Source organism: Mesorhizobium sp. LNHC229A00 (assembly GCF_000502415.1).
Taxonomy (GTDB): domain Bacteria; phylum Pseudomonadota; class Alphaproteobacteria; order Rhizobiales; family Rhizobiaceae; genus Mesorhizobium.
The window spans coordinates 26,327-46,489 of sequence record NZ_AYWQ01000024.1; the positions used below are offsets into that span (position 1 = coordinate 26,327).

A 20,163-nucleotide genomic window follows, 5' to 3' on the forward strand; every position below is an offset into this window, starting at 1 on the left:
TGGCGAGCCAGGATTGCTTTTGCTGACTTCGGCAAAATGCGAAAGATGGGCAGCAGGTGAGAATGGGTGACGGGATGGCGAATGGCAAAGCAGAGAAGGGGTCAAGCGAAACGATTACGGCAGGCCAGACCCAGCCTCCTGTACGTTTGAACACTGCGAACTTGAAAAGCACCTATTGCAATGTGTGCAACGCCACCAGCACGCGAGAAGAGGTGGTCCTTAATTTCGGGATCAACCAGAATTGGGATCTTCATCAGCGAGATCTTGAGATCGAGTTGCACCACCGCATTATCCTGAGCCCATTCGCGGCGAAGCGCTTGCAGGAACTCATTACGAAGCTCATCCAGGAGTACGAAAATCGCCATGGCGAACTGCGCTAAGCTGCGATCATTGCACTCTTATCGTCATGCGTTGGCGATAAGCGCTCTTGCCGCGCTGGCGTTCGCCATTGCTTCGAAGCCCACCGTTGCGCAAGAGAGACAAGCTGCCTTCGATGCCGATTGTCTGATTGAGCCCAGCGCAAGGGTCGAGCTCGGCGCGTCCGTTTCCGGGCTCGTGAAAGACGTGCTTGCCGACCGTGGCGACGCCGTTACCGCAGGTCAAATCGTGGCCGAGCTCGACTCGGGTGTCGAACGAGCTTCGCTCGAGGTGGCCCGCGCTCGGGCAGAAAACGACCATGAGGTGCTCTCGAAAAGATCTCGAATGGAATACCTCACCAAGAAGTCCAACCGGATAACGAAGCTCGCCGAGGTGAAGGCAGCGACCGAGGCGAGCCGCGACGAAAGCGACTCTGACCTGAAACAAGCCGAGCAGGAACTGCGCGAGGCCGAACTCAGCGTCCGGATGGCGCAGCTCGAGTTGAGGCGTTCAGAGGCGCTGCTGGAGCAGCGTATGATACGCAGCCCATACGACGGTGTTGTCATAGAGCGCACGCTCTCGCCAGGGGCGTACCTTCACGACCAGGCTCACGTGCTGACCATCATGCAGACCGATCCGCTGTTTGTGGAGGTCTATCTGCCGCTCGAACGCTTGGGAAAAATCCAGGTCGGCGATCTTGCCGAAGTTTATCCGGAAGTTCCCGTGGGACGCAGTCTTACCGCCAAGGTCTCGGTAGTCGACCCGTTCATCGATGCCCCCAGTGCAACTTTCGGTGTTAGGCTTACGCTCGACAATCCCGACGGGAGCGTGCCGGCAGGCCTGCGCTGCACGATCAGGTTTCGCACGCTCGTTGCGGGCCAGCGGCACGACGCGGGGTGAACGAGCGCGGTTGGCGTAGATGGAAAGCGAGCGGTGCGCGACTGCTTGGAACAGGACAGCGTTTTTGGCCGACTCTATGAAATCGATTGGGCCTGACGGTGCCGCGGATCTCGAGGTGTTCGATGGACACCCTTGATCACTCCGAAAAGGACGGGACGAGGGACCGCACCGCGGATTCTGGCAAAGGTTCGGCGGGCGATGATGCCGTGCTTTGGGCGTCTCTCGCGACAGCAGACAACTTGGCAACGTTCTGCTCCTGCTGGCTGGCTCTCCAGTGCAGCCAGATCCAGCAAACTGGGGCTGGCCTCCTTCTGCTTCAGAGTCCGGAAGGCTCGTACCGGCCCGCCGCGATTTGGCCGGACGCCGAAAAGGATGTCTCGTACCTGAGCCCTGGAGCAGAGCAGGCAATCCGAGAACGCCGTGGTGTCGTACGATCGATCCCAGCAACTACGGGGCCCATCGCGCGTGTGCATGTCGCATTTCCAATCGACGTGCAGGGAAACGCCGTAGGCGTCGTCGTGCTTGACGTTGTCTCCCATGCGAACTTCGATCTCAAGACCGTATTCCGGCAGCTGCAATGGGGGACCGGGTGGCTCGAAGCAGCCTTGCTGCGGCAGCGGGCCATAGGCGAGATAGGGCTCCTCGCTCGAGCAAATGCAACCCTCGACATGCTTGCAGTCGTTGAGGAACACTCCAATCTCCAGACTGCGGCGCTGGCTTTAACTAACGAAGTTGCGGCGCGCTTCGGCTGCGAGCGCGTTTCGCTGGGGTTCCAAGAGCGGCGCGGAATCCGGATGCGGGCAATGTCGCACTCGGCCTGGTTTCAGCGGAAGTCGGAGTTGGTCGATACGCTGGAAAACGCCATGGACGAGGCGTTCGATCAGAGACAACCAGTCTCCTATCCCGTGGTGGCCGGAACCGAACGCCGGATCGCGGTGGCTCACAAGGAGCTTGCCTGTTCGGGCCGGATCAGGAGCGTTCTGTCGGTACTGCTCTCGGCCGCCAACGGACCGATCGGCGTGATGACGCTGGAGCGTCAAGCCAGTTATCCTTTTGATACCGAGGCGGTCCAGACCCTCCAACTCCTCGGAACTCTTGCCGGCCCTGTGCTGGAGCTGCAGCGAGGGTCCGAACGCTGGATCGCTGGCAGGGTCGCCACAAACGCTCGGTCAACTGTTACGGCGATCTTCGGACCGCGTCGCCCCGCATTCAAACTAGCAGTTCTGTCGGCACTCGCTTTGTTCGGGTTTCTCGCGTTTGCCAACACGGAATTTCGGGTATCAGCCAAATCCGTGCTGGAGGGCTCGATACAGCGAGCCGCCGTAGCGCCCTTCGACGGGTTCATCGCCCGGGCAAATGTGCGACCTGGCGATATCGTACACCAGGGTGACGTTCTTGCTAGCCTCGACGATCGCGATCTCGTGCTGGAGAGCACGCGGTGGGAGATGGAGGTTCGCAAACTCCAGCAGAAACATAGGGACGCGCAGGCGAAGCATGACAGACTAAATATCCAGGTGCTGCAGGCGCAGATTGATCAGGCAGAGGCCCAAGCGAGCCTGGCCAGGGACAAACTGGCGCGCAGCAGGATTGTTGCCGCGGTCGACGGCTTCGTTGTCTCCGGGGATCTAAGTCAGATGCTCGGCGCACCTGTGCAGCAAGGCAAGGTATTGTTCGAAGTCGCGCCGTTGAGTTCATATCGGGTAGTGTTGCGTGTCGACGAGGAGGACATCCGGCATATTGCCATTGGACAAAAGGGTACTCTCGCCCTCACTGGGGCGGCCGGTCAGAAGGTCCCATTCAGTGTCGCCCGGCTGACCTCAGTGGCGACCGCCGAGGACGGTCGCAACTACTTCCGTGTTGAAGCGGACCTGCTCTCCAGCGACCTTCCTCTCCGGCCGGGTATGGAGGGCATCGGTAAGATCGAAATTGGTGAGCGCCGGCTCCTTTGGGTGTTGGGACGGAACCTGATTGAACGCACCAGGCTCCTTATCTGGGCTTGGATCCCCTAATGCCGGACTTGGGAGCACGTGATGGTTGAACCGTTCCTAAGCTCAAACTGGTATAGGGTCTGCGGCCTGAAGCCGATGCTTCGGCTTCATGCGCGCATCCATCGTCATCGCTATCGCGGCAGCGCCTGGTACGTTGTTCAGGACGCCGCCAGCGGCAAGTCCCACCGGTTCACGCCGGTCGCATACTATTTCATTGCGAATCTCGACGGGCGGCAGACCGTCGACGCCATCTGGAACAGTATGGTGGATATGTTCGGCGACAGCGCGCCGAGCCAGGATGAGATCATCGGACTGTTGACGCAGCTTCATAGCGCGGATCTCATTCGCCACGACACTCAGCCGGATGCACTAGAGGCTTTCGATCGGTTCTCCAAGCAAAGTCAGGCGCTGTTGAAGCGCAATCTCAAGAGCCCGCTCTCCGTAACCCTACCACTCTTTGATCCCGATCGCTTCCTAAAGGGAGCACTCCCGCTTTGCCACGGGCTTTTTGGGATGACCGGCTTGGTTCTGTGGGTTGTCGTTGTCGCGCCTGCGCTGTACTTGGCTAGCCTTCACTCACATACTCTGACGGAAAATATCTCGGACCGGGTCTTCGCGGCGCAAGGCCTGCTTTTGATCGCTCTCGTCTATCCTGTCGTCAAACTGCTGCATGAACTGGGGCACGGTCTGACGACGCGGGCCTTCGGTGGCGAAGTCCATGAAATGGGGCTGATGTTCCTGGTTTTCTTTCCCGTGCCCTATGTGAATGCTTCGGCATCGGCCGGATTTCGCAGCAAGTATCAGCGCGCAGCTGTGGCCGGGGCGGGAATCCTGGTTGAAACGTTGCTGGCGGCCATTGGGCTTTATGTGTGGTTGAGTGTGGAGACCGGCGTCGTGCGGGCAATAGCCTTCGACGTGATGCTCGTTGCTGGTCTTTCGACTCTGCTGGTGAACGGAAACCCGCTGCTCAAGTTCGACGGCTACTTCGTGCTAGCCGATCTTGTCGAAATGCCAAATCTCGCACAGCGCTCAACCGAATTTTGGGGCCGCCTAATCGAGCGTTATGCCTTCGGCGCCGAGAAGGAGCGCGCGCTTAGGCTCGGTCCGGGCGAACGAATCTGGTTGCTGGCTTTCGCGCCCGCGTCATTCATCTATCGAATGCTCGTCCTGTTTGGCATTTCGCTGTTTGTCGCAACTCACTACCTAATCCTTGGTGTCCTTGTGGCAATGTGGGGGGTCCTTTCGGGTGTAGCGCTGCCCGCCGCCAAGATGTTGTGGCACGTCATATCCAGCCCTCGTTTGCGCCGGCATCGGGTGAGGGCAGTCGGGGTCACGTCCCTTACCTTGCTCGCTGGAACCGCGCTCCTCTTCGCTGTACCAGCCCCGCACCAGACAATCTCACAGGGGGTGATTTGGCTGCCGGAGGAAGCCTACGTCCGCGCCGGCGCTGATGGATTCCTACGCGAACTGAAGCGCCCACCTGGCTCACCAGTTGAACCGGGCCAGCCCCTGTTCGAAAGCGCCGATCCGGTTCTGAAGATGCAGCGTTCAATCCTAAGGGCTCGCGTCAGGGAACTTGATCTTCAGTTCCGTGCGGAACGTTTTGCTGATCGTTCGCAGGCCGAGATAACACGGAAGGAACTAGAGGAAGCCCGGGCTGAACTTGATCGGACGGAGGATCGCTTTCTCCACCTTGTGGCAACCAGCGGCGGCGCAGGAGTCCTAGTCGTTGAACAAAGCGAGGACATGCCTGAGCGCTTCTTCCGGCAGGGATCTGTCCTCGGTTATGTGGCGCCACCTGCGGGGAGTATCATCCGCGTTGTGGTCTCTCAGGACGATATCGACTTGGTGCGAGAGCGATTGCTTCGGGTCACTGTGCGCATGCCGGGACAAAGTGGCGCCGCGCTCCCGGCAAACATTTTGCGTGAAGTGCCTGCCGCCTATGACAAGCTTCCGAGCAAGGCTCTTACGTCAGGTGGTGGTGGTTCTATTGCCGTTGATCCGCGTGACGCCGACGGGCTCAAGTCCCTAAGGCGCTGGTTCCAATTCGATCTGAAGATTTCCGCTGGCGCTCTCCCGCCAGCGTTCGGGAGCCGAGTCTATGTTCGGTTCGAGCACGAATGGGAACCGGTTGGCCTGCAGATGTCACGCCGGCTGCGGCAGCTCTTTCTGTCCCAGTTCCATGCGTGAGGACACGATCAGGCCTTGGAGGATCGCGGACCTCCGGATGGTGCCGTTTCCCGAAAGACGGCGGGAGACCGCGAGCTCTCTCGACGATGCTCTCACCAGAATCCGGGCAAAGGTCAAGCGCCAACCAAATGTGACGTTGAACGGTTTCAGAACATTTCTGGAAGACGTCGAGCGCTGTGGGGAAGAGTATCGAACGCTCGCAGACAACAACATCTCGTTGGCTGCTGAAAAAATCAGGCTGGCTCTCTCGCGTGAAGGACTCGCGGAGAGCGTCGTTGCTCGTTCATTTGCTCTGATAAGAGAATGCTCGCAACGTCTCCTCGGTATGCAGCATCATCCGGTGCAACTTATCGGCGGCTACGCGCTTCTCAAAGGTCACCTCGCTGAGATGGAAACGGGTGAAGGCAAGACGCTCACCGCGCTCCTGCCTGCGGCCACAGCGGCGCTCGCTGGAGTTCCAGTCCACGTTGTCACAGTGAACGACTACCTTGCACAGCGGGATGCTAATCAACTCAGGCCCGTCTATGAGAATCTTGGACTAACGGTAGGGCTTGTGCTGCATGGGCAAGATCCATCGGTTCGTCGAGCTGCCTACGCTTGCGACATCGCCTACTGCACTAATAAAGAGCTTACCTTTGACTACCTTCGGGATACGATCGCGCTCCGCGGTCGTCGAAGCGGTGCACGTGTTCTGCTAGACAAGACGATTGGCGACGGTCAGCAGGCATCCCAACTCCTGTTGCGGGGGTTGCATTTTGCAATAGTCGACGAGGCCGACAGCGTGTTGGTTGATGAAGCCAGGACACCCCTCATCATTTCGCGCGAGACTGACGATCCGGCTGCGACCGAGATTTACAAGGCAGCGTTGAATCTGGCCAAAGATCTGGCGGCCGGTGAGCACTATCGCTTGTTGGGCAGCGAGAGGACAGTTCGACTGACCGAGCGAGGGCGGGCCATAGTCGCTGGCATTGAGGCCTCGGCTGTGGGCGGGCTTTGGGCGTCGCGAAGAGTGCGCCTTGAATTGGTGGAGCAGGCCCTGTCCGCCCTCCATCTCTTCAAACGAGACGTCCACTATATTGTGACAGACGGTAAGGTACAGATTGTGGACGAGTATACTGGACGAGTCATGGCCGACCGGTCTTGGGAGCGCGGTCTACACCAACTGGTGGAGACGAAAGAGGGTTGTAAAACAACCGGCCGCCGTGAAACACTTGCACAGATTACGTACCAACGTTTCTTCAGGAGATATTTGTGGTTGGCCGGGATGACCGGCACGGCTGCCGAGATTTCGACCGAGCTGCAGGAAGTCTATGGGCTTGAGGTCGTCAGAATTCCGACGCATCGCGGGGTCCAGCGACGGAACTTGGGGCTACACCTTTGCCGGACAGTTGAGGAAAAGTGGCGCAAAGTCGCCGTTCATGTGCGCGAAGTGAGGAGGGTCGGAAGGCCAGTCCTCATTGGGACTCGATCGGTTGAAGCTTCCGAGCAACTCAGTGCATTGCTCAGTTCGCATGGCCTTTCCCACACGGTATTGAATGCCCGTCAGGACGCAGCGGAGGCGGACATCGTTGCGGCTGCGGGAGAAGCAGGGCGTATTACCGTAGCGACAAACATGGCAGGTCGTGGAACTGACATTAGGATCGCTCACAGCATCGTCCAAAGTGGCGGACTGCATGTCGTTCTGACGGAATTCCACGAATCTGCTCGCATCGATCGTCAGCTCTTCGGGCGATGCGCACGTCAGGGCGACCCGGGCAGTTTCGAGGCTGTCGTCTCGTTGGAGGATGAATTGTTTCGCCGCTATGCCAGAGTCATTGCCAGAATTTTGTACGTGATTGCACTAGGCAGACCGGAGTTGGCGTCTGGACCGTTCTGTCGTCTGCTGCGGTGGTTCGCACAGCGTTCTGCGGAGGACAGGAATCTGACAGCCCGCAGGCAAACCATGAAGCAGGATGCTAAGCTTGAGAAGGCGCTGGCGTTCGCCGGGAGTCCAGAATAGCGGGCGCCAGCCTCGTGATCGCCCTGACCATCCGTTATCCAGACATGGACGTTTGCAATCGAGCTCTACAGTCCGCAGCCGGGTAAGAGCCGAGATGCAACCAGCGAACTCCTCAAGCTGTTCACTTGGCGCGTCGATCATCATGTTTTGAGGCAAACGAGTATGCAACCGGTCTGATCAGCCCCGAATTACGACGCCCATGGGTGCTTGCTGCTAGAATAATCCTGCAGCCAATTCGAGGACGTTAAGGGACCACGCCTTGAGGCTCGCCTCGGTTCTGGGCAGTATGCCCGATCTGGAATGGCGCCAAAGTCCGTACCTTCATGGAGGACGGTGATCGTGTGGCCAGCGCAGAGATCGTTGGCCACTCCCGATTAGGTCCGAGCGACCTTTTGTACGTGCCTGACCGTAACCTAAGCCGGCGCTGGCAAAGAGCTTGCACGCCTCTTCGTCCTGGATGCACATGCCCGAGGTCTTCGAGTACTCCCTTGATGGCGACGATGATCAGCGGAGCACGTCAAAACGTGCCAAAATAGAACCCGCCTGTTGGCCGATCATCTTTCATCCAGATGAGTGCCTGCGTCATCGAATCAACCTGATCGTCGTGTCTGCCATGCGGAAAGGCGAGCACCTCCAACAGAAAGTCGTCTTTCCAGTGCGCATCTTTCGGTAGATAGACGTTGCCGTTCTCGATCATTGCTGCGACACGCGATAAGCGACTTTCCTTGTCGGTCCGAGTTTTAACAGGGGTGGAGGCAATCCCCTGGCTATCCAGGTCGGCAATCAAACTCGATCCCGAGCCGGCGTCTTCGATGAGAATGATGTCGGGGTTGTACCGATCAAGTGCGCTTCTGACTGACCTGACCAGGTCTGGATAGGCCGCTCGAACTCGAATGGTATCAAGGAGATAGTAGTTCGAGCCGTCCTGCGCCCACGTCGTTCCGACGGAGTAGTCGCTGCTGGGGTCGCCCTTTAGGGCAGTATCCCAGCTCTGGACGATAGTCATGCCGCCGAGATCGAGTTGTTGCGGGTCGTAGTCGCGGAACCATACCCGCTTGACCATGTTGCCTTCGGCCGGTGCAGGAGATTGCTGGTATTGCGCAGAAAAGGTGAGTGAACCGAGATCGCGCTTCAGCCTTTCGAGTTCGACCGTTCCGAGGCGCGCCGGGTGCAGGAGATCGCCGGACTTGCGGTCGTGGACACGCCCTTTGCTAATCTGGATGCGTTCGTCTTCTTGGGCAATTGCAGAAAGGTTCAGGTGCTCCCAGCCCCCAGTTTCAAGAAGCGCGCCGGCCAGATCATCGACGTGCAGTCGCTGCATCACCAGGACGACCGCGCCGGCCGCCGGATTGTCGAAGCGCGACATCAAGGTCGTGCGGACCCATTCGGCACACTTCTTCCGCGCCACCTCCGAGTGTGCGTCATCGGCTTTCAGCGGATCGTCGATAATGATGATGTCACCGCCGCGGCCGGTTAGCTGCCCGCCGGTTGAGGTGGCCAATCGCCCGCCGCCAAGAGTGGTCTGCAGCTCGTTCTCGGTGTTTTTGCGTGGACTGACCTTGAAGGTCGGAAATATCGACCGATACCAGACGGTATCGACGACCGTTCGGAAATCGTTCGCGAGCTTGACCGAAAGCGGCTGAGCATAAGAGACGCAGATCATTCTCTTCGACGGGTCGCGGCCAAGGACCCAAGCCGGGAATGCAACCGAGGTGGTGACCGACTTCAACGACCGCGGGGGCATGGTGATGATCAGCCGCTTACAATGTCCGAGCAAGACACGCTCAAGCTGATAAGTAATCGCGCGGATGTGCCAGTTGGGGAGATACTTCGCACCGGGATCGACGGCGGAAAAAGCCAGCGCCACAAAGGTTGCGAGGTCGTCACTGGCGGCGCTGAACAACATCTGAATTGGGCTCGGCAGTTTGGGCGATGTGGGCTGCGATCTCTCTGTCCTAGGGAAGGGAGCGTTCATCGTTCGTCCTGCTCGTCGCTGGCGGCGGCGCTAGCGCTTTCCGCGTAGTCGCGCTGCGGCGATGCCTTCTGTTCGACATAGTCTCGCATCAGCTCGAGCATCGTTTGCTGATCGAGCGGACTGGCCTCTGCGTCGGGCTGGCCAATCTCTTCTTGTTCGAAAGACCGCATAGCAAGTGCAATGGCCTGGACCGCCGATCGGTAGTCGCCACCAATCGCGTTGTTGCGCAATTTAAGCACGATGGCTTCGAGGGCGGTGACGGTCGTCGTCTTGCCATTTTGCTGGATCTGGATGGGCGCGTAGAGCGCGTCGCGTAGCATCGTGTTCACGTTTTTCTTTCCCTTCGGCCGACCGTTTGGGTTGCCCGATCGGCCCTTCTCGAAGCGGGAATTTACAGGAGGCTTTCCATAGCCGACCTCGTACCCGGCAGGCTTTTTCTTGCGGGCTCTCACAGCGCGCCTCCAATGGCTTGGGTGAGCTCGCTTGTCGCCGACGAAGCCGCTACCGCGGGTGCCGCAGTGGCAGCGCGCTGTTCGCTCAATTCCTCGAAAGTCTCGCCTGTGGCCGCGAGCTTGGCTTGCTTTCCGGTGTGCTTCTCGAAACGACGGATGATGAGATCGCAATAACGCGGATCGATCTCGATCAGGCGGGCGCGCCGTCCAGTCTTGTGTGCGGCAAGCAGTGTTGTTCCAGAGCCTCCGAATGGATCGAGCACGACGTCGCCGCGTCGGCTGACGTCGAGCAGTGCATCGGCAACCAGATTGACAGGTTTGACGGTTGGATGTCCTTCCAGATCGTCCATTCGGTCGGCGCCAAAGCTGTTGATGCCGCGATAGGTCCAGACATTGCTGCGGTGGCGGCCGTGCTTGCCAAGCTCGACGTTGTTGCGATGAGGCTCCTTGCCATTCTTGAACACCAGCACCAACTCGTGCTGCGAGCGGTAGAGGCTACCCATGCCGGCATTGGTCTTGTTCCAGACGCACAGGTTAAGCAGGTCGCCAAAGGTTTGCTTCCCCGCGACAATCGTCTCTGCGACGTGGCGCCAGTCCATGCAGACGAATGCAATCGCCCCTGGCTTGGAGAACGCTTCAATCTGCGAGAATGAATCCTCTAGGAATTTTGCGAACTCGTCCTCGGACATTTCGCCAGAGGCCATCGCAAATTCTCGATGCTTGATCTTGCCGAGACCGCTGACGTGTCCGCCGATTGGGACGTTGTAAGGCGGGTCGGTGAAACACGCGGACGCTTTGTCACCCTGCATGAGAGCGGCAAGGACTTCGGCCGAAAGTGCATTGCCACAGATTAGCCGATGATCGCCAAGCAGGAACAAATCGCCTGGCTGGGCGACAGCAGGGCCCGCCTCTTTTTCCAGGAGCTCAATTTCTTCCTCCTCATCGACGTCGTCCTGATTGTCTGGCGAGAACTCGCCGATGATCAGATCGGCTTCCGGAATGTCGAAGCCAGTAAGGCTTACGTCGAAATCGAGATCGACCAAGGCCTGCAGCTCGATGGCAAGGATCTGTTTGTCCCAGCCGGCTTTCTCGGCGATGCGGTTGTCCGCGACTATGTAGGCGCGCTTCTGTGTCTCGTTGAGATGCGTGATGGAAAGGGTAGGGACCGCCTTGCATCCCAAGAGGCGTGCGGCCGCCAGGCGGCCGTGGCCAGCGAGTACATTGTTGCTCTCGTCGACCAGGACCGGGTTGGTGAAACCGAATTTTACGATGCTGTCGGCAATCTGCTTGATCTGCTTTTTGGAATGCGTGCGTGCGTTGTTGGCGTACGGGATGAGTGCGTCGATCGAAACGGTGTTGATATTTATGGCCATGAGATCCTCGGAACGTGGCGCGCGCCCTGGTGGTGCTCGCCTGTCCAGTGAATTCGCATTGCCGATGATTCGAGAAAACCGAAGAAAACGGCTATGCCCGAAATCCACAGAGTGGATCTTGCAGAATTTGGCGCGGGATTCACAAACCGCCTGCGTTGTGCAAGTATGGGGGTGACAAAAAAATTTGTCGGAAGCGCCAATATACAGAAGGCGAAACAAATTTTTTTGTTTCGACCTAACTTGAGGGTCGGAAAGGATCCTTTTCGTTCTCCGAATACTGCATGGATCCTAAAGTGCGTCCTTCTTGAGGCGTGAACTCAAGGCAAAGGCCTCTTCTGGATGGAGCCGATTGAGCGCGTGCCACAGCGCATCACAAAGAGCATCAAGCGCTGGATCTATGTCTTCCGAACCCGTGTGGCGATGGATGCGGTGCTGGAAAAAGAGACAGAGCCAGAGGTCGAGTGCAGTCCCCTGCCATTCGCCTGTCTCGCGGAACCGCTCTGACATGGTGTTGGAGAGATTTGCAAGGCGGTCCATTCCACCGGCAACCTCATATCCATTCATGAAATGTGCGAAGCGCGCCGACTGAGCCCACATAAACGGCGAGGGCATCGCTGTGAAGTCGCCCTTCAGGGCCGATCGTTCCCATTTGAGCAGCCGTGTCATTCGGCGGCCTCTGCGAGTAAGCTTAGCCTCGGCCGGATTAACGTGACAAGTCGATTTGCGGCACCGCAGAGCCAGGCCAGTTGCTGGTCGTCCGTCGCGAATTCAGACCGCGGCTTGAACACACCGATCTCCGCATAGAATGGGGCGGCAGATTTCCGGCGCGCGACTAATTCAAGGCCGCTTTCGCTGCGAAGCCCTTCAATGTCGCTGTGGAAGCTATTAAAAAGCGCCTGGCCGTCTTCGTCACGAAAGGTGAGGAATAATCCGACCTCAGCCTTAGCCCCGGTCGAACGAAAGGCGGTCATCCAATCAAGGGGCTCGGGCAGCGGAATCCTGACCCAGTTGTCACCGCCATGGCGTGGCGGCAGTTGGTCCGCGTGGTCGAATTGCGTCTGATCGATGAACTGCTGCCAGAAGGCGCGGTTCACTGCTCTCCGGTTGGCTCGTTCTGGATCGACAACGCTTTCCATGGTGTCAACCGGGACGGCGCTGACGATTTGTGGGGCTTCCAATTGAAGCGGCGTCCCACCGAGATCGACCAAAACTCTCTGTTGCAGCACTTCGGTACGCAAGGGCACCGTCGGCACGACCAGGATGTTTCCCGAAGCTGCCTGCCAAAGCTGGATCTCAAGCAGCGCCAACTGCGCTAATCCCACGCTTTGCGAGTTCAGGTGATCGGCTATAGCGTGAGTGTCGGAGCGAATGCCATCGCCTGCGACTATGAGTTGGAAGTCGCCCAGCTTCAGGGACCGGGTCACCGCGTCAACGAAGGGCGCCTCCTCCAGATCCGGCCACCGCTGTTTCGCCGCGGCATAGATCGGGTTGGGCTCGGCGGTGACCAGCTTGCGGTTGAGCGCTGACGTCAGATCGCCAAAGCTCCAGCGTCGGAGCAGGGCGGCATATTCAAGAATTTGCGCCAGCACTTCGCGGCGTGCCTGCGGATTGCGCCAGAGCTTGCACTCGACAACGACGAGTCTGCCGGTCTTGGTCACCCCCAGAAGGTCGGCAAAAACTGTTCCACCAATTTTGGATATTGCGAGCTCGCAACACAGCGGAATCACCTCATCAAGCCCGCTGCTGAGGCGATCGACGACCAGCAACTCAGGATGCCAAAACAGGAGATCCCGAAGCCAGCGCTCATCATAGCCATGTGGCGAGGGCGTGCCGGCATTGCGAACCAGCGAGTGGCGAGTGAGGGGCGTAGCGCTGCCCTGCGCGGCGGATAAAAGCAACGCGCTCATTTCCGGCTGCCGCCCCTTGCATGGCTGTTCATGATTTTCCAGTGATACGAAGTAGACTTCATAACACTGACCAATGCTTAAGCGGACTTCGTTGTCAACTCGAAATACCGAAGTCACGCTTCATGTATGAGCGAGTCTTTAAAGCAGGCTATTGGTACCCGGGTTCAGGCGGCGCGACGGCGTGCGAAGCTGAGCCAGGAGGCGCTGGCGGACCGCATCGGGCGCACGCCAGAGAGCATCTCCAATATCGAGCGCGGCAAGCAGATGCCCAATGTCGAGACGCTGGTTGAGCTTGCCCGCGTCCTCAATGTACCGCTGACGGACTTCTTTGAAGGCTTGGAAAAGAGACGCGCCGTTTCGCGGGAGCGCGCGGAGCTGGAGGCCGAACTCCTGGAAACCGTGCGCCAACTAGCGCCCCGGCTTATGAAAGTAGCGCTGGAGCAGGTGAGGGCTCTGAGGCAGTTGGGCTAACGGTTCAGAGAGCGGCGAGGGTCCATTATGCCAGGCCTCAAATGTGATCGACAACACCGTAACGCTTCTACGATCTGATCCAGAACCGCGGCCGCGTGTTTGTAATCCTGCAAATCCCTGGCGGCCTGGTCAACGAAGTCGCTGAGCATGATTTCTCGTTGGTCGAGAGCAAGAGCCAGGTGATGGAGATTACAACCGGGATACGGGACTCCTGTGGATTCTCACACCAGGGACTGAGACCTCGCCGTGTTGGTCGGGTTTCGCAGATCTCAGCGTTGCCACAAGCCAGTGACCGCTTTGTAGGGACGTTTCACCAGTTCGAAAACGACCTTTGCCTTTGGCGCCCGAGATGACGGTCCCTTCTCTGCACCATCTGTTGTCTGGTTAGGAGCAGCCGTCGCTTGTCTCTCCTCCTTCGACTTCCTCACTGTGCCGGCCGCCGCCTCGATCGCAAAAGCGACGTATGGGTTGATCGCTGGCTTGTGGCCTCCAATGTGGACGATCTCTAAAGTCGGGTTGTAAATTTTCCAAAGTGGCGTTTTCGGCGCAGATTGGCCGGCTTCGATTTTTGCCCAATAGCCGCGGCCGGGAACCGGTATCTGATAGCGGGCGCAAGTCTTCGCCAGTCCTCGATCCGAAATGTCGAAACTCTCGGCGAGCGTGACGATGGATGTCGACCAAACGAGGTCATACAATTGTTGCCTAGTGAAGGTGCGGTGCATTCTTGGGTATCACGGGGATTTGGCGGGGGTGTGACGCCCCAGTCGCGACGCTGCTTAAAGTCAAGCAAAGGATGGACATTTCGGCCGCTCCCGATCCAACGCTTTCCCTGTTAGGCGAGCTTCATTTCCCTGTTACGCCGCGTAGGGAATTCCCCACCAAACAATTGAAGCTACAGTAGGATTTTAGGTCGAAATTGGCTTCGAAAACGAAAATGACCGAAAATTCGCTGTTTTTTTACGCCTAACAGGGAAAAACAGACAGAGACTGGTTCGCATATGACTGCCAGCACCACCATTGGCTTTCGCTTCCGTTGCTTTAATTGGGTTTTTTGTACTTTTTTGTCCCACTCTCTTCCACCCTCCAAAAGTGGGACATTTCGTTCTCGTTTCGATCGAATACCAGAAGCGTCCGGGCAGACTGCGCCACTATCCGGCGGCGTGCCTTGCGGATGTAGTGATCGGGCTGCTGATACGTGGTCCAGCCGTAAATCGCCTTCAGCTGTTCATGCGTGACACCGTTTTCGGCGGCAACGGTGGCGCCTGCCTTGCGGACCCCCGTGGGCGCTGCAGCCCGGGAGCCCCGCTTCGTCGCACCGTTGGCGCATCTTGCTACCAAGGCCGTTTTCCGAGAAAGGCCGACCATACTCGGTGACGAGAAATGTCAGGTTGCCGGCCGGGGCGAAGGAAAGCTCATCCTTGAGTTCCGGGAGCAGAGGCAGTTCGACGACAATCGCTTCCTTGCGCACCTTGCTCTTGTCTGTCTTGCCAGGCTTGTTGCGCCTTGGGGTCCTAGGGTTTTCCCTCAGTGGATTATGCGATGGGCTTGCCTCGCATGGGGCCCAGGCACTCCTCGCGAGGGCTGGGCTGGGCCTGTCAGTTGCCCTCATCATGACGGGTTTCAACGCTTTGGCGATCAAAGACTACGACAAGCCGACGTCGAACTGGTTGCTCTCTTACCTGAATATGGCAACCAGCTCCTACGGCCTGATCATGGCGGCCTTGGCCGCCAGGATAGCAACCACCAACGCGAATGCTGTCTACGCGCTTTTTGGCGTGCCGGCTGTCATCCTCCCTTTCTTTATGCTGGTGCGCAAGGGCGCCAAGCAAAAGGCCACGCCGTCAGCCCAAGTCCAAATTTTGACAGAAGCCAAGCGTGGCCTTAGGGCGATTCCTCTGTTGGCCATCGTTGCAGGCCATATGGCTGTCCATATTCTCCTCTATTTTGAACTGTCTCACGTCAGTATGCGCCTGCTGGGGTTCCCGATCGGCAGCGGGCAAGGGACAGCCATTTATGTGTTAGGGCATGTCATGGGTGCCGTTGGTTTTCGTCCAGCCCGTGCCCGCATCGGGAACCCGGAAAAACACATGGCAAGTGCGCTGACAATGTCCTTGTTGAGTGTTGCTGGTTTAACTGCCTCAGGTGGAACGTCGATGTCGCTGCTGTTTTTTGTTCTGGCCGGCATGTCACTGAGCCACGTTCTCCCTCTGGTGTTCGCTTTGGTGCGAGACACGGTTGGAATCCGCGAACAAGGACGCCTAATCGCAGATGCAGTGGCTGCAGGCTTTCTGGGGCAGTTTTCGGCGCTTTTTGCTGTCTATCCTGAGGTTGTGGGTTGATCCCGTGCTGTCGCCAGCCGGGGCGGCCATTGCGGTCTCTGCGCTCCTTCTTATACCCGTTGGCCGTATCCTTGTGACCGATCAGGGCATCGAGACTCGGCTAAGCATTGCAGAATTGGACCAGTGCTCATGATCACCTTTGTAACATTTTTCGCCCAGGACATCGAACGCACCGCCNAAGTCTATCGTCTGCTCGGTCTCGATTTCCTTTCCGAACAGCACGGGACTGGCCCACTGCACTTGGCCTGCGCCAGCGAGAGTCTGGTTCTGGAAATCTATCCGGGCGAAGATGTCGCCTCTCCGGGAGTCATGGTTGGACTGGACGTTGCCGATCTTGACCATGTTCGTGCGAAGGTATTGGAAGCCGGAGTTCCGCTGTCGCGGGACATTGATCCCGTCGCCGGTATGCGTCGTATGATCGTGAACGACCCTGAAGGCCGCAAGATATTCGTCCGTGAACATAAGGAATGACAGGCTTAGCGCTGCAACTGGCATTCAGACTGCGAGGGTTGTGGTCTGCTTTGGTCGAAAGCTGATATCGAGCGCTTTGTTGTGACCGCGACGGAGGTATACCCTTGGTCTGATCGGATCGCCGCAGAGATTCTTCTGCATCGATGGCGTCGTTCCCAAGCTCCTCCGCGCCGATTCAAGGCCCGCCTGCGAGCGAACCGTCACCAGGAGCCGCGCGCCCGCCGACAATCACTATTTCTTGGTATCGTTCCATGCGTACTCTCCTGGCGACGTCAGGGGCGTCTGGGTTAATTTTGAACTTTTTTGTGTGATAGTTAGGCGCCGAGACCACAGTCCAAGAGGATTCTGAACTATTTAGTACAAAATTTTGTTAGGGTCCTGCGGGCGCAAAGGGGCTGGGTTAGACAAGTCGACGCCGGAGACCTTGACCACGGCCTGCCACGTAGCTTCCTGGCTGGCGCGATCGTAGAGGGCTGGCGCTGCACCTTCATCGGGCCTGAGAACTTCCCTTGAGCCGAGGCGAAGAATTGCCCCGAGACGTCGGTTCCGAACTCCGACGCCTGGAGGTACCGACGGGCCGCGGTCTCCGGCGTCTGATTCATGCCGGGAATGAGGTTCACTATTGGAATCATCAGGTACTTCAACAGCGGGCCAGCGTTTCGCGCCACCTTGGTGTCGTTCGACGCACCGGACAGCATACACGGCCATGTCGGAGGGTAGCCTGCGTGCCAGCGCGGCCACCCACCAAGCGATGATGAGCTTCGCGTCGGCATACGCATTGTTGGGCGCGTACTTCAGGTTCGGGCCGTTGCGGATCAGGGCTTCAACAGCGGCGGTTCGGTTACCCTGGTAACTCTTGGCCGCGAAGTCTCGCAAGTCGGTGTACTTGAACATGGGTACGCCGCCGCGGGCAGGCTCCGCACTGGTGATAACAATCCGCGCGTCGGGGTTAAGAAGGTCGGCGCGAAGCAACCCGACAGTCAGTTGATGATGGCCGATCAGCGGGGCCTCAGAAGCCTCAACGCCCGCCGCGGTGACCACGCGCTTCTTGGTTGGGACCAATCCGGCATTGAGTAGCAGGAATCGACCGCCTGACCTTGTTTGACCAACTCGGCGAGCGCGGACCGGACACTGGCCCGGGCACTAAGTCGGCCGCTTCCTCGGCGTCTTTCAGAAGCGCGTCTTGGGCGGCATGCGCGCGACATCAAACTTCCAGCGCCGCGTTTCCGCGCCGCGGCAACAGCACGCTTCATGCATTGAAGACTCTTAGGCTACGTTGCGCCCAAGCGGCTTGCAATCAGCCGCAGCGAACACCGAACTGGCTTCGCTGACGATTGAAACATGATCCCTGGCAGCCTTACCGGCCGCGGCGCCATCACCGCGCAGAATCGCCGTGACAATCTCATCATGCTCCTGCCAGGACTTCGTCAGCCGTCCGGCCAGCCTGAACTGCGCGCGCCGGAACGGCGCCAGCCGGCCGCGCGTGGTTACCGTGAGTTCGTGGATGTGCGTACTGTGGGCGCCGCGGTAGAGCCGCGAATGGAACTCGGTGTTGAAGTGCTCGTAGTCTTCTTCGGCACTCAAGCGCACCAGTCGCGCCGACGCCTGATGCTCTGCCTCAAGCGCGCGCCGTTCGCCGGCCGTCATGCGCTCGGCGGAAAAGCGGGCGCAGATCCCTTCCAGTTCGGCCATGCTTTCGAACATCGACGCCAGGTGGTCCTGCGTGACCACGGCGACGATGGCGCCGCGGTTCGGCCGCCTTTCAACCAACCCCATCGCACTGAGATGGCCTAGCGCCTCGCGCACCGGCGTGCGTGAGACCTCGAAGCGGGCGGCGAGCGATGCCTCGTCCAGCTTCTCGCCGGGGCGCAGCACGCCGGTGACGATGCGGTCGCCGATCGCCCTCACCATCTGATCGACGGTCGTTCCCGACCTGATCAAGCTGCGCTTTCCCGACACGCTCTCTCCCACACAGTTCTTTTTGCCTGGCCGAACCGCAGGGTCCGTAGGCCCAGCGGCCAATTCGACTCACTGATTATTCCTTTATGCCTATATTTTAATCCGTATGTCAAATAGATTACTATTTAGGCAATAACTGTATGCAATTGCCAAGTCTTTGTGCAGCGCACGAAACTGCATTTCACTGAATCTATTAGATAATCTGGAATTTTCAAGCTGGCATGGAGATTGCATACACTTTCTTAGCGAGGTGTAAATCGGCTCCCTAGGGGCCTCATGAGAGGGAACATTCAGATGACCGACAGATTCATGCTGACGCGCCGCGACTTGCTCAAGACCACCACCACGGGTGTGGCAGCCCTTGGTCTCTCCAACGCATTGCCGATGAGCCGGGCCTTTGCCGCCGCGGCCACGGTCGGCTTCATCTATGTCGGACCGAAGGACGATTACGGATACAACCAGGCGCATGCCGAAGGGGCGGCGGCGCTGAAGGGCATCGAGGGCATCACAGTCGTCGAGGAAGAGAACGTCCCCGAGACGGTCGACGTCCAGAAGACGATGGAATCGATGATCAATCTCGACGGTGCCTCGCTGATCTTCCCGACCTCGTTCGGCTATTTCGACCCCCACATGCTGGCCATGTGCGCGAAATTCCCCGCTGTCCAGTTCCGCCACTGCGGCGGCATGTGGGACAAGGCCAAACACCCGATGAATGCCGGTTCGTATTTCGGCTATATCGGCATGGGCCAATATCTCAACGGCGTTGTCGCCGGCCACACCACCAAGTCGAAGAAGCTCGGCTTCGTCGCCGCCAAGCCGATCCCCCAGGTGCTGCTCAACATCAACTCCTTCCTGCTCGGCGCCCGCTCGGTCGACCCCACCATCACCTGCCAGGTCATCTTCACCGGCGAATGGTCGCTGGCGGTGAAGGAGGCGGAGGCCACCAATGCGCTGGTCGACCAGGATATCGACGTCGTGACCTGCCATGTCGATAGCCCGAAAGTAGTGGTCGAGACGGCCGCTGGCCGTGGCGCCTTTGTCTGCGGCTACCACGCCAACCAGAGCCCGCTGGCCCCGGAAAAATACCTCACCGGCGCCGAGTGGAACTGGGCCAAGGTCTACAAGACGTTCGTCGACGATCTCGTCGCCGGCAAGCCGCTGCCCAACTTCACACGCGGTGGCCTCGCCGACGGCTTTGTCAAGATGAGCCCGCTCGGCCCCGCGGTCGGCGAGCCGGCGCGCAAGCAGTTCGATGCCACGCTGGCCGAAATGATGAAGGGTGGCTTCGCCGTCATCAAGGGACCGCTGAAGAGCAACAAGGGCACGGTCGTTGCCACCGAAGGCCAGGCCTTCCCAGAGACGGCCGTCGAACTCGAAAGCATGGATTATCTGGTCGACGGGGTCGTCGGCTCGACCGCTTGAGCCGGGAGGACGGAGACGGGGCCATGGCAGAGACGGTCAGCAATGCGGACGTGCCGATGTTCGGCGTCAAGGATTATCCGGCGGCGCTCGAATGGGTCGCCCGCCGCGCCGAGGCCTTCGTCATTCCGGTCGCGGCACTCATCGTTGGCATGGCGATCTTCAGCCTGTTCATCCTGGCCGTCGGCAAGTCGCCGGTGCAGCTCTATGAAATGATGTGGCGCGGCGGCTTCGGCTCCTGGTTTTCGATCCAGAACTCGCTGTCGCGCGCCGCCCCCTTGCTGCTCACCGCGCTCTGCGTGGCGCTGCCGGCGCGGCTCGGCCTCGTCGTCATCGGCGGCGAGGGGGCGATCGTGCTCGGTG

16 protein-coding genes and 1 pseudogene are annotated in these 20,163 nt (G+C 58.9%); 9 read left to right on the top strand and 8 right to left on the bottom strand.

Going from position 1 to position 20,163, the window contains the following annotated elements:
• Positions 1-74: 74 nt before the first annotated feature.
• From X742_RS142965 to X742_RS142945, 5 genes are all read left to right on the top strand, one after another.
• Entirely contained in the window at positions 75-380 is a 306-nt protein-coding gene (locus tag X742_RS142965) for a DUF3467 domain-containing protein (RefSeq protein WP_084569667.1), read from the top strand.
• Positions 364-1,257, top strand: coding sequence for an efflux RND transporter periplasmic adaptor subunit (locus tag X742_RS142960; RefSeq protein WP_051407765.1), 894 nt, complete (start codon positions 364-366; stop codon positions 1,255-1,257). The genes X742_RS142965 and X742_RS142960 overlap by 17 nt, the downstream gene beginning before the upstream one ends.
• 122 nt (positions 1,258-1,379) lie before the next feature.
• A complete protein-coding gene (locus X742_RS142955; RefSeq protein ID WP_023774935.1) occupies positions 1,380-3,266 on the top strand; it encodes an HlyD family efflux transporter periplasmic adaptor subunit in 1,887 nt (628 codons plus the stop codon).
• Between the two features lie 21 nt (positions 3,267-3,287).
• Positions 3,288-5,435: a hypothetical protein gene (locus X742_RS142950; RefSeq protein WP_023774936.1), complete on the top strand. Its 2,148-nt coding sequence runs from the start codon at positions 3,288-3,290 to the stop codon at positions 5,433-5,435.
• 37 nt (positions 5,436-5,472) lie between these two features.
• Positions 5,473-7,434, top strand: a complete 1,962-nt coding sequence (locus X742_RS142945) for a DEAD/DEAH box helicase (RefSeq protein WP_051407771.1) — start codon at positions 5,473-5,475, stop codon at positions 7,432-7,434.
• Between the two features lie 517 nt (positions 7,435-7,951).
• On the opposite strand, the gene terL is transcribed toward X742_RS142945, so the two are convergent.
• The 5 genes from terL to X742_RS142925 all read right to left on the bottom strand — a co-directional run bounded on the left by terL (position 7,952) and on the right by X742_RS142925 (position 13,141).
• On the bottom strand, positions 7,952-9,340 hold the full coding sequence (gene terL, locus X742_RS142940; RefSeq protein WP_023774938.1) for a phage terminase large subunit: 1,389 nt from the start codon (positions 9,338-9,340) through the stop codon (positions 7,952-7,954).
• 65 nt (positions 9,341-9,405) lie between these two features.
• Positions 9,406-9,861 carry a DUF5681 domain-containing protein gene (locus X742_RS0138590; RefSeq protein WP_023774939.1) on the bottom strand — a complete coding sequence of 152 codons (456 nt, stop codon included), beginning with the start codon at positions 9,859-9,861 and terminating at the stop codon, positions 9,406-9,408.
• Complete coding sequence (locus X742_RS142935; RefSeq protein ID WP_348524193.1) at positions 9,858-11,453, bottom strand: DNA methyltransferase; 1,596 nt, start codon at positions 11,451-11,453, stop codon at positions 9,858-9,860. Before X742_RS142935 ends, X742_RS0138590 begins: the two co-directional genes overlap by 4 nt.
• Positions 11,454-11,522: 69 nt before the next feature.
• Positions 11,523-11,900: a hypothetical protein gene (locus X742_RS142930; RefSeq protein WP_023774941.1), complete on the bottom strand. Its 378-nt coding sequence runs from the start codon at positions 11,898-11,900 to the stop codon at positions 11,523-11,525.
• Complete coding sequence (locus tag X742_RS142925; protein ID WP_023774942.1) at positions 11,897-13,141, bottom strand: hypothetical protein; 1,245 nt, start codon at positions 13,139-13,141, stop codon at positions 11,897-11,899. The genes X742_RS142930 and X742_RS142925 overlap by 4 nt, the downstream gene beginning before the upstream one ends.
• A 126-nt stretch (positions 13,142-13,267) precedes the next feature.
• Here X742_RS142925 and X742_RS1000000173265 point away from each other — a divergent pair, with 126 nt between their 5' ends.
• Positions 13,268-13,612: a helix-turn-helix transcriptional regulator gene (locus tag X742_RS1000000173265; protein WP_023774943.1), complete on the top strand. Its 345-nt coding sequence runs from the start codon at positions 13,268-13,270 to the stop codon at positions 13,610-13,612.
• A 269-nt stretch (positions 13,613-13,881) separates the two neighbouring features.
• Here the strand turns inward: X742_RS1000000173265 and X742_RS142915 are convergent, their stop codons facing one another.
• Positions 13,882-14,334, bottom strand: coding sequence for a hypothetical protein (locus tag X742_RS142915; RefSeq protein WP_023774944.1), 453 nt, complete (start codon positions 14,332-14,334; stop codon positions 13,882-13,884).
• Between the two features lie 888 nt (positions 14,335-15,222).
• Here X742_RS142915 and X742_RS142910 point away from each other — a divergent pair.
• A complete protein-coding gene (locus tag X742_RS142910; protein WP_031248558.1) occupies positions 15,223-15,951 on the top strand; it encodes a hypothetical protein in 729 nt (242 codons plus the stop codon).
• A gap of 825 nt (positions 15,952-16,776) precedes the next feature.
• Here X742_RS142910 and X742_RS02960 read toward each other — a convergent pair.
• Together X742_RS02960 and X742_RS142905 are read right to left on the bottom strand one after the other, a co-directional pair.
• The gene (locus X742_RS02960) at positions 16,777-17,463 is read right to left on the bottom strand and encodes a hypothetical protein (protein WP_198019259.1); all 687 of its coding nucleotides are present in this window, start codon (positions 17,461-17,463) and stop codon (positions 16,777-16,779) included.
• Positions 17,464-17,688: 225 nt separating this feature from the next.
• The gene (locus tag X742_RS142905) at positions 17,689-18,333 is read right to left on the bottom strand and encodes a GntR family transcriptional regulator (RefSeq protein ID WP_084056221.1); all 645 of its coding nucleotides are present in this window, start codon (positions 18,331-18,333) and stop codon (positions 17,689-17,691) included.
• A 342-nt stretch (positions 18,334-18,675) separates the two neighbouring features.
• Here X742_RS142905 and X742_RS142900 point away from each other — a divergent pair, with 342 nt between their 5' ends.
• Both X742_RS142900 and X742_RS0138605 read left to right on the top strand, forming a co-directional pair.
• Complete coding sequence (locus X742_RS142900) at positions 18,676-19,803, top strand: BMP family ABC transporter substrate-binding protein (protein WP_023774950.1); 1,128 nt, start codon at positions 18,676-18,678, stop codon at positions 19,801-19,803.
• Positions 19,804-19,859: 56 nt separating this feature from the next.
• A pseudogene (locus tag X742_RS0138605) lies at positions 19,860-20,163 on the top strand (ABC transporter permease); the annotation flags it as partial.

Coding starts and splice junctions, on each gene's coding strand:
- X742_RS142965 (WP_084569667.1), top strand. CDS start 75: ATGGCGAATGGCAAAGCAGAGAAGGGGTCAAGCGAAACGATTACGGCA.
- X742_RS142960 (WP_051407765.1), top strand. CDS start 364: ATGGCGAACTGCGCTAAGCTGCGATCATTGCACTCTTATCGTCATGCG.
- X742_RS142955 (WP_023774935.1), top strand. CDS start 1,380: ATGGACACCCTTGATCACTCCGAAAAGGACGGGACGAGGGACCGCACC.
- X742_RS142950 (WP_023774936.1), top strand. CDS start 3,288: ATGGTTGAACCGTTCCTAAGCTCAAACTGGTATAGGGTCTGCGGCCTG.
- X742_RS142945 (WP_051407771.1), top strand. CDS start 5,473: ATGGTGCCGTTTCCCGAAAGACGGCGGGAGACCGCGAGCTCTCTCGAC.
- terL (WP_023774938.1), bottom strand. CDS start 9,340: ATGTTGTTCAGCGCCGCCAGTGACGACCTCGCAACCTTTGTGGCGCTG.
- X742_RS142930 (WP_023774941.1), bottom strand. CDS start 11,900: ATGACACGGCTGCTCAAATGGGAACGATCGGCCCTGAAGGGCGACTTC.
- X742_RS142925 (WP_023774942.1), bottom strand. CDS start 13,141: ATGAGCGCGTTGCTTTTATCCGCCGCGCAGGGCAGCGCTACGCCCCTC.
- X742_RS1000000173265 (WP_023774943.1), top strand. CDS start 13,268: ATGAGCGAGTCTTTAAAGCAGGCTATTGGTACCCGGGTTCAGGCGGCG.
- X742_RS142915 (WP_023774944.1), bottom strand. CDS start 14,334: ATGCACCGCACCTTCACTAGGCAACAATTGTATGACCTCGTTTGGTCG.
- X742_RS142910 (WP_031248558.1), top strand. CDS start 15,223: ATGACGGGTTTCAACGCTTTGGCGATCAAAGACTACGACAAGCCGACG.
- X742_RS142905 (WP_084056221.1), bottom strand. CDS start 18,333: ATGGTGAGGGCGATCGGCGACCGCATCGTCACCGGCGTGCTGCGCCCC.
- X742_RS142900 (WP_023774950.1), top strand. CDS start 18,676: ATGACCGACAGATTCATGCTGACGCGCCGCGACTTGCTCAAGACCACC.